At 69.3% G+C, this 14,766-nt stretch carries 12 protein-coding genes and 2 pseudogenes; 6 read left to right on the top strand and 8 right to left on the bottom strand.

What is annotated here, in order from left to right:
• The first annotated feature begins 106 nt into the window (after positions 1-106).
• A complete protein-coding gene (locus tag LR394_RS34255; protein ID WP_231448790.1) occupies positions 107-1,210 on the top strand; it encodes a DNA glycosylase AlkZ-like family protein in 1,104 nt (367 codons plus the stop codon).
• A gap of 141 nt (positions 1,211-1,351) precedes the next feature.
• Here LR394_RS34255 and LR394_RS34260 read toward each other — a convergent pair whose 3' ends face one another.
• The 4 genes from LR394_RS34260 to LR394_RS34275 all read right to left on the bottom strand — a co-directional run bounded on the left by LR394_RS34260 (position 1,352) and on the right by LR394_RS34275 (position 4,610).
• A complete protein-coding gene (locus LR394_RS34260) occupies positions 1,352-2,278 on the bottom strand; it encodes a metallophosphoesterase family protein (protein WP_231448791.1) in 927 nt (308 codons plus the stop codon).
• A 48-nt stretch (positions 2,279-2,326) separates the two neighbouring features.
• Positions 2,327-2,983, bottom strand: coding sequence for a hypothetical protein (locus LR394_RS34265; RefSeq protein ID WP_231448792.1), 657 nt, complete (start codon positions 2,981-2,983; stop codon positions 2,327-2,329).
• Positions 2,984-3,035: 52 nt separating this feature from the next.
• Positions 3,036-3,656: a 7-carboxy-7-deazaguanine synthase QueE gene (locus LR394_RS34270; RefSeq protein ID WP_231448793.1), complete on the bottom strand. Its 621-nt coding sequence runs from the start codon at positions 3,654-3,656 to the stop codon at positions 3,036-3,038.
• 285 nt (positions 3,657-3,941) lie between these two features.
• Positions 3,942-4,610, bottom strand: coding sequence for a TetR/AcrR family transcriptional regulator (locus tag LR394_RS34275; RefSeq protein ID WP_231448794.1), 669 nt, complete (start codon positions 4,608-4,610; stop codon positions 3,942-3,944).
• A gap of 116 nt (positions 4,611-4,726) precedes the next feature.
• On the opposite strand from LR394_RS34275, the gene LR394_RS34280 reads away from it, so the two are divergent.
• Positions 4,727-5,836: an alpha-hydroxy acid oxidase gene (locus LR394_RS34280; protein WP_231448795.1), complete on the top strand. Its 1,110-nt coding sequence runs from the start codon at positions 4,727-4,729 to the stop codon at positions 5,834-5,836.
• Here LR394_RS34280 and LR394_RS34285 read toward each other — a convergent pair.
• The 4 genes from LR394_RS34285 to LR394_RS34300 form a co-directional block, all read right to left on the bottom strand.
• Entirely contained in the window at positions 5,819-7,483 is a 1,665-nt protein-coding gene (locus tag LR394_RS34285) for a serine/threonine protein kinase (RefSeq protein ID WP_231448796.1), read from the bottom strand. The two genes, LR394_RS34280 and LR394_RS34285, sit on opposite strands and share 18 nt — an antisense overlap.
• A gap of 89 nt (positions 7,484-7,572) precedes the next feature.
• On the bottom strand, positions 7,573-8,421 hold the full coding sequence (locus tag LR394_RS34290) for a response regulator transcription factor (protein WP_231448797.1): 849 nt from the start codon (positions 8,419-8,421) through the stop codon (positions 7,573-7,575).
• 288 nt (positions 8,422-8,709) lie between these two features.
• On the bottom strand, positions 8,710-9,894 hold the full coding sequence (locus LR394_RS34295; RefSeq protein WP_231448798.1) for a lactonase family protein: 1,185 nt from the start codon (positions 9,892-9,894) through the stop codon (positions 8,710-8,712).
• A 90-nt stretch (positions 9,895-9,984) separates the two neighbouring features.
• Positions 9,985-10,389, bottom strand: a complete 405-nt coding sequence (locus LR394_RS34300) for a nucleotide triphosphate diphosphatase NUDT15 (RefSeq protein WP_231448799.1) — start codon at positions 10,387-10,389, stop codon at positions 9,985-9,987.
• 142 nt (positions 10,390-10,531) lie between these two features.
• On the opposite strand from LR394_RS34300, the gene LR394_RS34305 reads away from it, so the two are divergent.
• The 4 genes and pseudogenes from LR394_RS34305 to LR394_RS34315 all read left to right on the top strand — a co-directional run bounded on the left by LR394_RS34305 (position 10,532) and on the right by LR394_RS34315 (position 14,035).
• Positions 10,532-11,260 (top strand): YwiC-like family protein, encoded by a 729-nt coding sequence (locus tag LR394_RS34305; RefSeq protein ID WP_231448800.1) that lies wholly within the window; start codon positions 10,532-10,534, stop codon positions 11,258-11,260.
• A 1,183-nt stretch (positions 11,261-12,443) separates the two neighbouring features.
• Positions 12,444-12,623: pseudogene (locus LR394_RS43815) on the top strand (hypothetical protein); the annotation flags it as partial.
• Positions 12,624-12,734: 111 nt separating this feature from the next.
• Positions 12,735-12,914, top strand: a pseudogene (locus tag LR394_RS44000) (hypothetical protein); the annotation flags it as partial.
• Positions 12,915-12,949: 35 nt separating this feature from the next.
• The gene (locus LR394_RS34315) at positions 12,950-14,035 is read left to right on the top strand and encodes a hypothetical protein (protein WP_231448802.1); all 1,086 of its coding nucleotides are present in this window, start codon (positions 12,950-12,952) and stop codon (positions 14,033-14,035) included.
• Positions 14,036-14,766: the final 731 nt, after the last annotated feature.

The raw sequence follows: 14,766 nt of genomic DNA on the forward strand, positions 1-14,766 counted from the left end.
GGTTTTGTCTTCCCGATCAGTGGCTTTGCGCGAGGTGGTGACGGGCTGCGCCAGGGAGGGGGCAGGGGCTCAGCCGGCGGGAGGCCGGGCGACAGGGGGAGGCGAAGTGAGCAGGGTGAAGGTGTCCCGGGAAAACGTGCTCGGGTATCGGGCCCGGGCGCAGGGGCTGGATCGCTCGGGCGGCACAGGGGAGAGCGCGGGTCGGCTGGAAGGGCTGCTGGGGATCGGGGTGCAGGACACACCCGCCGGCACGGTGGCGGCTGCGCTCGCGGTGCGCGGGGTGAGCCAGCGGCCGCCGAAGACGCGCATCGTCTGGACCTGGCGGGGCGCGCCGCACCTGCACCTCGAGGCTGACCTGAAGGCGCTGGCCACGGCGACCTGGCCGGTGGACGACGCGGATGCCACCCGGCGCATCGCCAATCCCCGGATCAAGGACGGCGCGAGACGGGGGTTGGCGGCGTACGTCGAGGCAGCTACGGCGATGCGCGAGATCGTGACCGAGAAGCTGCCCAAGGGCGAAGTCAGCCGCCGGGTCAGCGAGGCCGTGCCGGACGACCTGAACTACGACTGCGAGCCGTGCCGGGCGCGGCACATCAGCGGGGGCCTGTTCCAGCTGATCGGGGCGGCGGCCGGAGTGGAGGTGCTCACCGAGGGCCGGTCCACGTTCCTCAGGCCGTTGCCCGCGAGCCTGCGGCCCAAGCAGATTCCGCAGGCCGGTAGCGGACTGGCCGAGATGCTGCTGCGCTACCTGAAGGTCAACGGCCCGGCCTCGATGGCAGCCCTGGCCGCGCACACCGGGATGACGGCGACGGCGGTGAAGCAGTACCTGCCGCCCGGCCTGGTCGAGGTCGAGACGCCGGTGGGCAAGGCCTGGATACCGGAAGAGGCCCTGGACGAGCTGCTCGCGGCGGGCCGGCCCGAGCTGGTGCGGTTGCTGCCCGGCGGGGACCCCTGGCTGACGGTGCGCGATCGCGAGCTGATGGTTCCGGACCCGGCTCAGCACAAACAGGTCTACCGGGTGATCAGCAATCCGGGGGTGGTGCTGGTGAACGGTGATGTGGCCGGCACCTGGCGGGCCAAGCTGGGCAAGGGCCGGGTGCTCGAGATCAGCGTGAGCGGCCGGATCGAACAGCCGCAGCTCCTCGAGCAGGAGGCCCAGCTCCTCGCCCCGGCCCGGTCGGCGGGTGAGGCCAGGGTGACTTTCGCCTGAGCACAAACTTTTCTGGCGATCTCGGGAACCGAATGCTGCGCACAGAAGTCTGACTCAGTACCCGGCGGTGGTGCGCTGCGGAGGTCGCCGTATGTCAGGGTGCGACGAGCACCGCGCGCCACCGCCGCCGGGGCCAAACCCTCACACCTGGCTGTCTTCCGGCTTGGGCCACAGCCGGTGGAACGAGGTGTCGGTACCGCTCTCAGGAGCCTGCACACCCTCGGGCAACGGCAGCACCTGGCGCAGCCAGGTCCGGTGCCCCCACATCCGCCATTCCCGCGGGTAGCCCACCGACACCTCCTCGAAGCGCACCCCGTCCAGCCAGGTCCGCCGGGGGATGTGCAGGTGCCCGTAGACCACCACGTCGGCGCGGTAGCGCCGGTGCCAGTCGGCGCTGAGGGTGGTGCCGCACCACTGCGCGAACTGTGGGTAGCGCAGGATGTCGTTCGGGTGCCGCTCCACCGGCCAGTGATTGATCAGCACCGTGCGCACGTCCGGAGCCAGCGCCTCCAGCCGGCCGCGGGTGTACTCGATCCGGGCCTGGCACCAGGCCTCCCGGCTCGGGTACGGGTCGGGCTCCAGGAAACGCTCGTCCGAGCAGACCACGCCGGTGTCGTAGGCCCGCTTCAGCGAGGCCTCCTTCGTGGTCGTGCCCGGGGCCAGGAACGAGTAGTCGTACAGCAGGAACATCGGGGCGATGGTCAGCGGGCCACCCTCGCCGGTCCAGACCGCGAACTCGTCCTCCGGGGTGAGCACACCCAGGCCCCGGCACACCTCGACCAGACGTTCGTACCGCGCAACTCCGCGCAGCGTGACCGGGTCGCTGGGATGCGTCCACAGTTCGTGGTTACCCGGCACCCAGATCACCTTGGCGAACCGCCCGGCCAGGAGCCGCAGCGTCCACTCGACGTCCTCGACCTTCTCGGCGACGTCGCCGGCCACGATCAGCCAGTCCCCGTCGGTCTCGGGCTGCAGGGTCTGGGTGATCTCCCGGTTCTCCCGGTAGCCGATGTGCAGGTCGCTGACGGCCAGGAGTCTTGCTCCGGGCGCTACTGACGATTCGGACACGACCTGCACGCTACCCGCTGCGGCTCCAGTACTCGCGCAGCAGCGCTTTCAGACCTCGCGCACCAGGGGCCGGTCGCTCATGTTCGGCACCCAGCCCTGCTCCAGGTAGAGCACGTAGCTGGCCACGGCCGGCACCTCGACCCGCATCCGGCCGGGCTCCAGCATCAGTTCCTCGGTGGCCAGCAGGGCATGCGTGGCCGGGTCGAAGATCAGGGTGAGCCGGCGCTTGGGCCCGAACGAGAACTCGAAGCCGTAGGCCTGCCCGGTCCGGCCGGCCCGGTCGGGCACCTCGCCGAGGTCGGCGAGATCGGGCTGGGCGGTGAGCACCTGGAAGAAGGCCTCGGCCAGCGCCGCCGGAACGGCCTGGTTGTGCAGCCGCTGGGCCGAGGCGATCAGGACCAGGGTGGGAGGCACGTTGTGCTGCGCCGAGGGGGCGTCCTTCAGCAGGTACTCGCGCAGCTCGGCCGGATCGGTGGGCAGTCCGGGCGCCCATTCCACCTTGCCGGTGTTGGAGTGGTCGGCGGCCGGGGAGTCCGGCCGCCGTTCCAGCACCCGGACCCGGCCGTCGGCCGCACTCCAGTACTCGTTCTCCTCGACCTTGAGCGCGGCCACGCCACGGCCGCCCTCCACACTGACGTTCAGGTGCCACTCGCGGGTGTGGAGATAGCTGATGCTCGACTCAGGGTTCACGTGCTCGGGGGTCACAGTACGCAACCTTAATGGGGTTGGAGTAGCCGTCCTGTGCGTGCCCCGAAGATCAGTTCTGCCGGTTGGTGAGCGCGCTGAGCCGGGCCGAGAGGTTGAACCCCGACTGCAGGGTGGCCTCGGCGACCGCGGCCAGCCGGCCGGCCGACAACGCAGCCGTGGTCGCCTCGGGCACGATCCAGATCCGGTCGAACGGCAGCTCGTGCAGCTTGGCGATCTGCAGGGCCGACTCCACGTCACTGGGGTCACGCACCGCGAAGGAGAAGTCGACGTCGAAGTGCTCGGCGCACTTGCCCCAGGCGATCAGCACCTCACGGTTGATCCGGGTCCAGGCCGGGTCGCCGGAGTGCGCCAGCTTCGGTGAGACGGTCACCCAGCTGACCCGGTGCAACGTGGTCTCGGTCGGCGGGAAGGTGCCGTTGGTCTCCAACCCGATCTCGTAACCGCCCAGCAGCTCCAGGAACTGCGGCCAGGCCGGGGAGTTCTGCTGCTGCAGCGGTTCGCCGCCGCTGATCACGATCAGCGGGGTGTTGGCCGAGCGCGCGGTCTCGGCGATCTCCTCGATCCGCCAGTAGCCGACCTCCCGGGAGAGGTCGTAGCGGGAGGTGTCCCAGGTGAAGGCCGAGTCACACCAGGAGCAGGAGAGGTTGCAGCCGCCCATCTGGACGGTCACACAACGACGGCCGGCGGAGCGGCCCTGGGGGTGCACGGTCGGCCCGACCACTCCGGCGACTACCAGTGCCGGTCGTGATCTGGCCGCAGTCAGCGCATGTTCGCTGGCGGTACTGATGGTGACCCTCCTGTAACGATGCAGCCCTCCTGGGTGCATCATCACATGGGTAAGGAGTACTTAACGCAGGACTGGGTAAATTCCCCCGCCTGAGCGGCCAAGTTTTCCCAAATGCTCAGATGCGTTCATGCGCAGAGTTTTTCATCGTCCGGTTGTGTGTTCGCTCTCTCACGCGGTGTGACCGGATCTGCCCGTTCGATGGTCTGCGGCGCTCAGCTCGGCCAGGGCCGGGATCCCGCCCGGCGAGGCCACCCAGGCCGCCAGCACCGAGCGTCCCAACGTCCGGGCGATCTTGCCCGGCGCCCAGTGCAGGGCCTCGGTCAGGTCCACGATCACCCGCTCGTCGAACGTGGTGATCCAGATCAGCACCGAGTACCGCAGATCGACGTCGGGCAGCTCGCGGTTCTCGACCAGCCGGCGCACCACCTCGGTCAGCGTGGTGTCCAGCTCGGTGAGCAACGGGTCGTCGCCGTCGCGGATGCGCTCCAGGTAGCCGCGGGCACTGCGGATGTGGGTGGCGGCCCGGCCCCAGCTGGCCGCGCTGAGCACCCACTCGTGGCACATGATGTCGAACGAGCGCAGCGGATCGGCGTCCCCGGCCGTGCGCAGCCGGGCGAGCAGCGCGGTCTGAGTACGCCGGTAGAAGCCGTCGTAGACCGCGTGGACGTCCTCGAAGTGCCGGTACGTGGTGGCGGTGGAGACCCCGGAGTGCCGGGCCAGGTCGGGCAGGGTGAACGCGAGGCCGCGCTCGCGCAGCAGCTCACCCGCCGCGTCCAGCAGCTTGTTCCGGGTGCGCAGCGTGTCGGCGCGCAGATTCTCTTCCGCCATCGCTGTCATCTTGTCACTCCTCAGCTACGCCGAAGACGAGAAAAATTTCTCACCTACGGGGTTACTTGTCCGGAAATCAGACCTAGAGTTGAAAACATCTTCTCAACTCCGATGAGGGATGCCTGATGGTTGCGTTCAAATCGGTTTCCACGCCCGAACTCGCCACGCTCTCGCAGATCCGGCTGACCGCGCTGTCCCGGCTGGCCCCGGAGGTCGCCGACTTCCTCGAGGGTGGGGCCGGGGACGAGATCACCCTGGCCGCCAACCGTTCTGCCTTCTCCCGCTGGGGTTTTCGCCAGCGGGTGATGAGCGGCCGGGCGACCCCGGACATCTCCACCAGCCTGCTCGGCATCGATCTGGCCATGCCGGTGCTGACCTCACCATTCGGCGCCGACGGGCTGTTCCACCCGGACGGCCAGAAAGCCGTCGCCCGGGCCAATCTCAGCGCCGGGATCGCCGGCATCGTGCCCGAGGCCGGTACGCATGCGCTCGAGGCGGTGGCCGAGGCCGCGCCCAAGGCCGCCCGGATCGCCCAGCTGCACCCGATGGGGCCGGAGGCGAACTTCCGGCACATGCTGCGCCGGATCGAGCAGGCCGGCTACGAGGCGATCTGCCTGACCGTCGACTGCCCGACCGGCGGCTGGCGGGAACGGGTGCTGCGCAACGCCTTCGACCTGGATGCGGGTTTCGTCAACGGCAACTACCCGGACAGCGGCGAGACCAAGCTGATCGAGGTGTTCGGGCAGCTTTTCGAGCGCTGCGCCACGGTCTGGTCCTGGCAACGGCTGAGCGAGCTGATGGCCGAGACCGACCTGCCCTGGATCGCCAAGGGCATCATGACGGCCGACGACGCCCGGGCCGCCGAAGCGGCCGGGGCCGGTGCGATCTACGTGTCCAACCACGGCGGTCGTCAGCTGGACGGGGTGCCCGCGGCGCTGGACGCACTGATCGAGGTGAAGGCGGAGATCGGGCAGCGGTTGCCGATCCTGTTCGACAGCGGGGTGCGGCGCGGGGCCGACGTGGTCAAGGCCCTGGCCCTGGGCGCGGACGTGGTGGTGATCGGCCGGCTGGCCGCGTACGGGCTGGTCGCCGGAGGCCAGGCCGGGGTGGAGCGGGTGCACTCGCTGCTCTACGACGAGATCCGGACGGTACTCACGTTGCTCGGGCGCGGTGGGGTGGACGAGTTGGGTCCGGACTCGCTGCTCCCGCTGCCCGCCCTAGTTTCCGTCGTCTAGGTCCTCGTCCTCGTTCAGCCCGATCAGCTTGACCTCGGTCACGCCGTCTTCCTCGTCCTCGTACTCCACCTCGAAGTAGCCCTCCAGGACGAAATTGCTTCCGGTGCCTACGAACTGGGCGTCGCCGGGCTCGTCCCCGTCCAGGTCGAGCAGGTAGGTGGTGGCTTCGCAGGGGGAGTCCGGCGGGAAACCGGGTTCCTCGCCGGCCGGTAGATCCGGGCAGGTGAACAGGCTGAAATGCGGATCGTCGTAGTCGCTGTCGTCGCCCGGCCGGGGCACGAAGTAGCGGTTCGTCTGCTCGGTACTGGCCGTGGTGGAGGCGATCCGTACGATCTGGCCGTTGAAGTTGCGGGTGAATTCCAGGAACGACGTGCTGTTCTCGGTCGTCCCGAGATCCCAGGCGAAGAACGGGTAGTCGTCGTTTCCGGCCGGGGTCTGGATCGGTGCCTCGGACGTAGTGGTCGTGCTGGGCTCGGTGGTCGGTTCAGCGGTCGGTTCAGCAGTTGGTTCGGTGGCCGGCCCATTGGTCTGCTCGGCGCCGCCGGTTGCAGTGACGTCGGTGGGAGCTGTGTTGTTCGCGGAACCGCCGTCGGGCAACAGGAAGAACGCCCCGGCCAGCACTCCGGCCAGTGCCAGCAGCCCGACCGCGCCAAGAGCATAGGGCCTACGCGAATTTGAGACGTCCTTGGTCACCGGAGCGTGCGGCATACCAGGGGTGAAGATCGGGTTGGCGGGCAACTGCGGCGAGCGTGCGGCGCTCGGCTGCTGCCACTCGTGCTCCAGGATGCGCTGCGTGGCGTCGACCGGAACAGCGGGCACGATCGCCGTGGCCGGGAAGGAGTTACGGGTCAGCTCGTTCAGCAGATCATGGGCGGTGGGCCGGTTCTGCGGCTCACGGTCCACCGCCGCGCGCACCAGGGGCTCGATCCAGGCCGGCAAGCCGGAAAGGTCTATCTCGGCGTGCACCGCGCGATAGAACAAGGCCTGCGCCGGAGCCCGGCCGAACGGCGGCTCTCCGGTGGCGGCGAACAGTACGGTCAGGCCCCAGGCGTACACGTCCACGGCCGGGCCGACCGCGCTGGCTCCGGTGATCTGTTCCGGCGCCATGTAACCGGGGCTGCCCAGACCGACTCCGGTTCGGGTGGACACGGTCGCCGCCTCGAGCGCGGCGATCCCGAAGTCGATCACCTTGGGACCGTCCGAGGCCAGCAGCACGTTGGCCGGCTTCAGGTCGCGGTGCACCACCCCGGCGTCGTGAATCGCGCACAGTGCCTCGGCCAGTCCGGTGGCCAGAGGGTGCAGCAGGTGATCGCCGAACGGGCCGTCGGCGTTGACCACGTCGTACAGGCTGGCGCCGCCCACGTACTCGGTGGCCAGCCAGGGCTGGGCCGCCTCGGGGTCGGCGTCCAGCACCCGTGCGGTGCACGAGCCGGCCACCGCCCGGGCCGCGGCGACCTCACGTCGAAAGCGCGCGCGGAACTGCGGATCAGCGGCGTGCTCGGCCTTGATCGACTTCACCGCCGCAGGCCGTCCGGCCTGGTCGGTGCCGACGTACACGACCCCCATACCGCCTGCGCCCAGCCGGGCGACCAGACGGAAACCGCCGATCTGCGCCGGGTCACCGGCGCTGAGCGGTGACAACGGCACGGTTTCGCTCCCTGATCGGTGGCCTGCTAACGGCCTGCCAACCTACCGGGAGCGGATGAGAGAACCATGAGCGACCCCCTCGAAACCGCTCAGATCAGGCCGTTGCGCACCGCATAGGCCACCGCGTGCGAGCGATTGCGCAGGCCCAGGCGCTGAGACAGGTCCTGGATCACGGTTTTCACGGTCCGCTCGGAATAGGCCAGACGCCGGGCGATCTCCCGGGTGTCGCAGCCTTCGCCGAGCATCCGCAGCACCGCGATCTCGCGGTCGCTGTGGGGCTGGGCCGGTGGCACCTCCACCATGGAGGTGGGCGTGGTGCCGGTGCTCTCGGTCAGGCTGGACACCTTCGAGTCGGACGTGCGCACCTGGCGTACCAGCCGGGTGAGCAGCTCGGTGGGCAGGACACTCTCGCCGGCCTGGGCCGAGGAGATGGCGCGGGTCAGGGAACGGGTGGTGATCGCCGAGCGGCGCAGGATGCCGATGACGCCGGCCTCGAACGCCTCGGCCATCTCGTCAGCGTCGATCTCGCCCACCACCAGCAGGGTGCGCTGGGTGCCGGACTGTTCCACTGCGCGCAGGGCCAGCAGACTGGGCTCGTCCATCGTCTCGGCCGCCACCACCATGACGTCCGCGGTGGCCATGCCTGCCTCCGGCACCAGTTCGATGCCGGGGCAGTCACGTAGGTAGGCGATCATTCCGGCCTGCGAGAGCCGGTCGCAGCCGAAGACGAAGACCCGGGTGGACCGGGTGCCCCCCTGCGGGCCGACCTGCTGCGCGTGCGCACCCGGGGCCGGGGTAGAACTCCCGGCCCGGTGCTGGCCGTTCTGGTTGCTCTGGTTCGGATACTGGTCGGGGCTCTGTTTGCCGTGCTGCGTGAGTACCCTCGGCCGCCGGATGTCGGTTGCCAGGCTCATCCCCGTGCTGTTGCCGGTCTGCATCGAGACTCCTCCGTCGCTGCCGGGTGTCCCCCGCCCGAGAACGTAGACGCGATGATGCCGTCCGGCGGGGTCCCAGTGGTAGGAGACGCAAGAATCCGCTCAGATACATGCACTCTGCAGTCAGACGCAGACAAGTGTGTTGGGCGATGCACCGAGGATGCGTCGGGTGAGCGTTCGCTCTCAGAAGGTAGCCGATACCGGGGTGTGTGCCCAGAGCCCGACCAGCGCCCGGCCCGATCGCCGCACTCATGGGCAACCGGCCGGGCGGACGGGCACTCCGGAGGTGTTTCAGACCCAGGCGAGGCACACCGGCGTGGGAACCCGGTGCTTACCCACGTAGGAGAGCACCCCTGGCCCTTCGGCCTGCGCATCCACGCTGAACACGGTCACCGACCCGCTGTCCTGATTTGCCGACAGGAGGTACTGCTCGTCGGGGGCCAGGGCGATGTCGCGGGGGGAGCGCCCCCGCACCGGTACCGAGGCGATCAAACTGAGTGCATTGCCAGGGCCATGCCGGAACACGCTGATGCTGTCGTGACCGCGATTGCTGGCGAACACCAGGGAGCCGGACGAATGGACGCGTACGGCTGCGGCAGTACTGGCGGTGCGGTCTTCGCCGGCGTCCGGTCCGATGTCGGTCGCGAGGTTGCCTTCGGGGTTGCTCTCGGGCAGTAGCCCGATCGAACCCACCGGGACGAAACCCGCATCGGTGCGCCGATACGTCCCCATTTGGTTGTTCAGCTCGCCCAGAACGAAGAGCAGATCGCCGGACGGGTGGAACGCTACGTGACGGGGTCCGGAACCGGCCGGGCAGTCGATCCGGCCGGCCGGTACCAGGCGCTCGTCCTCGATCCGGTAGCTCAGCACCGCGTCGATCCCCAGGTCAGGCACGAAGAGCTCGGCGCGGTCCGGAGCGAAGGCGACCATGTGCGGATGCGGGGACGTCTGTCGCTCCTGATTCGGTCCCGTCCCTTCGTGCTGGACGAGATCGAGCTGATCGCCGATCCGCCCGGTCTCTTCCTGCAGGCCGAACAACGCCACCGAACCACCTGAGTAGTTGGCCACCACCAGATGCCGGCCGTCCGGAGAGATCGCGAGATGCGCCGGGTCCGCGCCACCGGAAGGCCGCATCCCCAGCAGGGTCAGGGTGTGCTGCTCGGTATTGATCCGGTACGCGCTGACCGTGCCCTGCCCCTCCTCGGCGTGGGTCTCCGAGCCGGCGTAGAGCACACCCCGGAAAGCCGTTACCCAGGAAGGATTACGCAGCACCGTGGCCAGCGTGGTCTCGCCCAGCTGCCCGCGCCCGGTGTAACTGGCCCGCATGATGCCTGGGGCCTGGCCGTCGACGTGCGGCAGACGCTCGGTGTACGTGCCAAAGAACAGATCTTCGTGCTTGAGGACGTTGTGGGCGCCGGCGTCCGTCTCTCGCGTCGGCGGGGTGCTGGGGACATCGGGTGTGCTCGGTGCGGGCATGCGCCTGAGTATGTCGGCTCGGCTCGGGGCAACCGGTGAGGCTGTGCTGATCGGTTTGTTCGCCCTGGTCAGCTTGCTGATGCTTGGTGTTCAGGGGCGCCAGCCGGTGGCCCAGAGAGCGGCGGCCGGACCGAACATCGGTTGCGGAAGCCGCTCGAGGTCGGACCACCAGACCCACTCGGCGGCCTTGTCCGGCTCCATCACCTCGGGCTCGCCCTCCGCCTCGACCAGGTGGTGCAGCGTGATGTAGTGCAGGCCGTCGTCCGGAAAGAGATCGCTGGTCCAGGCGATCGGGCTGACCTTCCCGGCTCGCAGGCCGGTCTCTTCCAGCAGTTCCCGGGCAACGCTCGCGGCCGGGTCCTCACCCGCCGACACCTTGCCGCCGGGAAAAGCCCAGCTGCCCTGACCATGCGCACCGAGCCGACGGCCGAGCAGCACTGCGCCGTGACGCACCACTACCGCGCTGGCACCCACGAACGGGCCGTGCAACGTCATCTGTTTCCTCGCTCTTGCTCTGTGAAGGTAACTGCGGGCCGGACGACCCTTGCAGATCCGGGCGGCCGATGCTCAGGGTGAGGGCGTGAAGAGCACGACCCCGGTCCGTGACCGCCCACCCCGCGGTAGGAAGCCGCCCGTTGTGCCACCGCAGCATGGTGCCTGGGGCTTCCTCGCACTGCCCCTGGTGCTGGGGATCGCGGCCGCGGGCTGGTCGTTCTGGCTGATCCCGCTGGCCATCGCCTGGGTCGCCGCCTATCCGACCAGTTGGGCCCTGACCGGCCTGCTGACCGCTCGCCGGCCCGAACGCTTCCGCCGGGCCGCGGTGATTTGGCTGCCGATCTGCGTGGTCGCGGGAGTACCGGTGCTGATCACGCATCCGTGGCTGGGCTGGCTGCTGGCCGTGTATCTGCTGTTGTTCCTGGTCAACGTGCAGCAGGCCAAGGCCCGCCGCGAGCGCTCGATGTTCAACGACCTGGTGCTGATCGTGGAATGTGCGCTGCTGGTGCCGATCGTGGCCGGGGTGGTCGGCGGTGGCTTTCCGCCGGAACAGATGGCTGTCGTCCTCACCGCCATGACAGCCTGCGCCCTGACTCTGGTGGGGAGCACTCTGCACGTGAAGTCGCTGATCCGGGAGCGTGCCAATCCGGTGTTCACCTATGTGTCGCAGGCTTTCGCGGTTGCTTGCGTGCCGGTGATGGCGGTGACGAGCTGGCTGGCCGGGCAGTCGCTCTGGCTGGCGGTGCCGTTCGGGCTGCTGGCGGTGCGGGCCTGGTGGTGGCACCGGCCGGACTGGCGGCCCGTGCTGATCGGGATGGGGGAGCTGGCCGGTTTGCTGGTGGTGGCCGGGCCCGCGATCTTCCTGCTCTGAAGCAATGAGAACGGCCCGCCCTGAATCTCTTCGGGGCGGGCCGTTCGGGTCTTGGGCCTGGCCGGGTTCGCCGAGGTCGGTCGGTGAACCCGGCCAGGCTGCTGATCAGGCCAGGCTGCTGATCAGGTCGGGCTGCTGACCCGGCCAGGCCGAAGCTCAGGTCGGGCCGCTGATCAGGTCGGGCTGCTGACCATGCCGGGCTGCTGACCCGGCCAGGCTGAGGCTCAGCGCAGGCCGAGGAGATCAGCCGAGGCCGAAACCAGCCTGCAGGCCGAACCCGACGTTGGTGGCGGCCCCGGTCTGCACCGCCGCGTCCGCACCGGCACTGACGCCTGCTCCGGCCTTTGCTCCGAGACCGGCTTCGGCGTCCACACCCGCTTCGGCATCGACACCGGCATTGACGCCAAGCCCCGCACCGACACCAGCGCTCGCACCGCCGCCGGCCTTCACACCAAGACCAGCGCCACCGCCAGTCTTGACGCCGACACCGGCGTTCGCCCCGCCACCGACGCTGCCACCAACACTGCCGCCGACGCTGCCACCCGCCTCGATACCGAGACCAGCCCCAGCGCCGAGACCGACACCAACGCCAAGACCCCCGCCGCTACCCACACCGACACCGACCTTGCCACCGCCGTTCAGCCCGAGTCCGAGCCCGGCGTCCACGCCGAGACCAGCACCGAGGCCAGCACCGACCTTGCCGCCGCCGCTCACCCCGCCGCCAACGCTGCCGTGCCCGGAACCTTCGCTGGAACCGCTGCCGGAACCAGAGCCGCTGCCAGAACCATTGCCGTGACCGGAGCCTTCGCCCGAGCCGCTACCGGAACCTTCGCCCGATCCATGGCCGGAACCGCTGCCCTCACCAGAGCCCGATCCGCTGCCGGAGCCTTCGCCGCTGCCGGAACCGCTGCCGTGACCGGAGCCCTCACCTGAGCCGCTGCCGTTACCTGAGCCTGATCCACTGCCGGAACCGCTGCCGTGACCGGAGCCCTCACCAGAGCCACTGCCGCTACCCGAGCCCGATCCGCTGCCAGAACCATCGCCGCCACCGGAACCGGAGCCCGAACCACCACCGGAGCCTTCGCCACCGCCCGACCCGTGACCGGAGCCCTTACCGGAACCTTCGCCAGAACCCTTACCGGAGCCGTGGCCTTCACCAGACCCGCTACCTGATCCATGACCAGAACCTTCACCGGAACCTGAACCCCCACCGGAACCCGAACCGCCGCCGGAACCTTCACCGGAACCCGAACCGCCGCCGGAACCCTCACCCGAGCCCGAACCGCCGCCGGAACCCTCACCCGAGCCCGAGCCCGAGCCCGAGCCCGAGCCCGAGCCCGAGCCCGAGCCCGAGCCCGAGCCGCTGCCGGACCCGTGACCAGAACCCTCACCCGATCCGTGCCCGGAACCCTCGCCACTGCCATTACCGGAACCACCGCTCGAGCCCGAGCCCCCACCGGAACCGCTGCCGTGACCGGAACCACCACCGGAGCCCGAGCCACCACCGGAACCGCTGCCGTGACCGGAACCACCACCGGAGCCCGAGCCACCACCAGAACCGCCGCCGTGACCAGATCCTTCTCCGGAGCCGGAGCCGGAGCCGGAGCCGGAGCCGGAGCCGGAGCCGGAGCCGGAGCCCGAGCCTTCGCCCGAACCGTGACCGCTGCCGTCCCCGTGACCTGAGCCACCGTGACCGCCGTCAACCCCTGCGCCGGCGCTGCCGCCGAACCAGATGGTCCGGATGCCCGCGACGTCGAGGTTCACACCGATCAGGTTGCCGCTGCGGAGAATTGCTCCGAGGTCGATCTTTCCGTCGCTGGTGAAGCTGAGCCCTGCGCCCAGACCGGCATCGGCCAGCGCGCCACCGTTGGCACCGAGACCAAGGCCACCAGCCACACCGGCTCCGGCCTTACCCCCGAGACCCAGACGAGCGTCGAGTCCGGTCCCGACCTTTGCGCCGCCCTTGACCCCGACACCCACCTCAGTACCCAGACCGGCACCCGCGCCGAGACCAACACCGGCGTCCACTCCGGCGCCTACGTTCGCCCCGACACCCGCGCTGGTTCCGAGGCCGGCACCTGCACCGAGACCGACCCGAGCGTCGACCCCGGCGCCAGCCTTGCCCTGACCCCTGGCGTCCAGAGTCGCGCCTGCCTTGGCACCCAGACCAGACGTCACGTCGACGCCCGCACCGGCCTTGCCCCCAGCGTCTGCACCAATCCGGGCGTCGATCGAGACACCAGTTCGGCTGTCGACACCAACCCGGGTGCCGACAGCGCCACCGCCCTTGACCCCAGCTCCACCACCGACGTGGACCCCTGCGCCAGCCCCGATTCCGCCTTCGGCGCCGCCGCCGACCTTGGCTCCGACTCTGGCGTCAACCCCAGCACCGCCGCCTGTCTTGGCCCCAACCCCTACGTCGACCCCAGCACCGGTGCCGACCCCGACGCCAACCCCGCCCCCAGTCTTGGCTTCAACGCCCGCACCGGCCCCACCACCGACGCCGACCTTGGCACCGATGCCGACCCCGCCACCGACACCAATACCCACTCCGCCATCGACGCCGACCCCGCCACCTGCACCGGCACCGCCGCCGACCCGGGCGTCCGCGCCAGCCCTGACTCCGGCGCGAACCCCCAGACCAGCCGCCGCCCCAGCCCTGCCACCAGCACCGGCGCCGCCCCTGACCTCAGCGCCGCCAACAGCTTTGGCCCCCGCCCCACCACGAACGTGGGCTCCGGCCTTGGCCCCAGCCCGGGCGTCGGCCTTAACTGAAGCCTTGGCACCTGCAGCGGCACCCGCTCCGCCGCCGACCGCAGCGCCGGCCTCAGCCCCGGCGTCAAGTCCCGCGTGGACGTTGCTCACGTGCCCGAAGACCAGGCTGGCCGCCGTTTTCACCTCGACGCGGGTGAGCCCGGACGTCTTGGCGCACAGATCGGGCCGGGTCTGCAGGAGCTGCTGCTGCGCGACGGTGAAGAATCCGGCCTTCGTACCGGCCGCGACGATGTCGTAGAACTGCACATCGGTCAGCGTTTTCACAGAGACATTGGCCTCGGCCGACGCGCTGGGAGCAGTAGGTGCCGCCGTGGCGAAAGCCGATGTGGCGGGCACAACTGCCAGGAGCGTGGCTGCGCCCAGGCAGGCAAATGTCTTACGCACGAGGGGAGTCCCTTCGGTCGGAGATTGAGGGGAGTCGAGAAATTACATGCCTCCTGTGACGTGTCTGATTTTTCGCTGTGATTTGGACAGGTGCATATCGCAACTCTTGGTGCTCAGGTGGCGCACGTGATGAAAGTTGTTAATCGTCTTTTAGGGCCCCGCAACGGTGCTATACCGGCAATCGGACGGCCGTTCAGTATTTTCTTAAGCTCAAGACGTTGCTATATGTCCGCTTGGGAAGATCATCGGACGGCTGGGGTGATCAGTGTCGAGTGCAGGTCCGGAGTCGGTTCTAGGACGATTTGGCCGGTAATGATCTTCAGGCTTACCTAAGGCCCCGCCAAAGA

Origin of the sequence: Kineosporia babensis (genome assembly GCF_021129305.1) — a bacterium.
Classification (GTDB): Bacteria; Actinomycetota; Actinomycetes; order Actinomycetales; family Kineosporiaceae; genus Kineosporia; species Kineosporia babensis.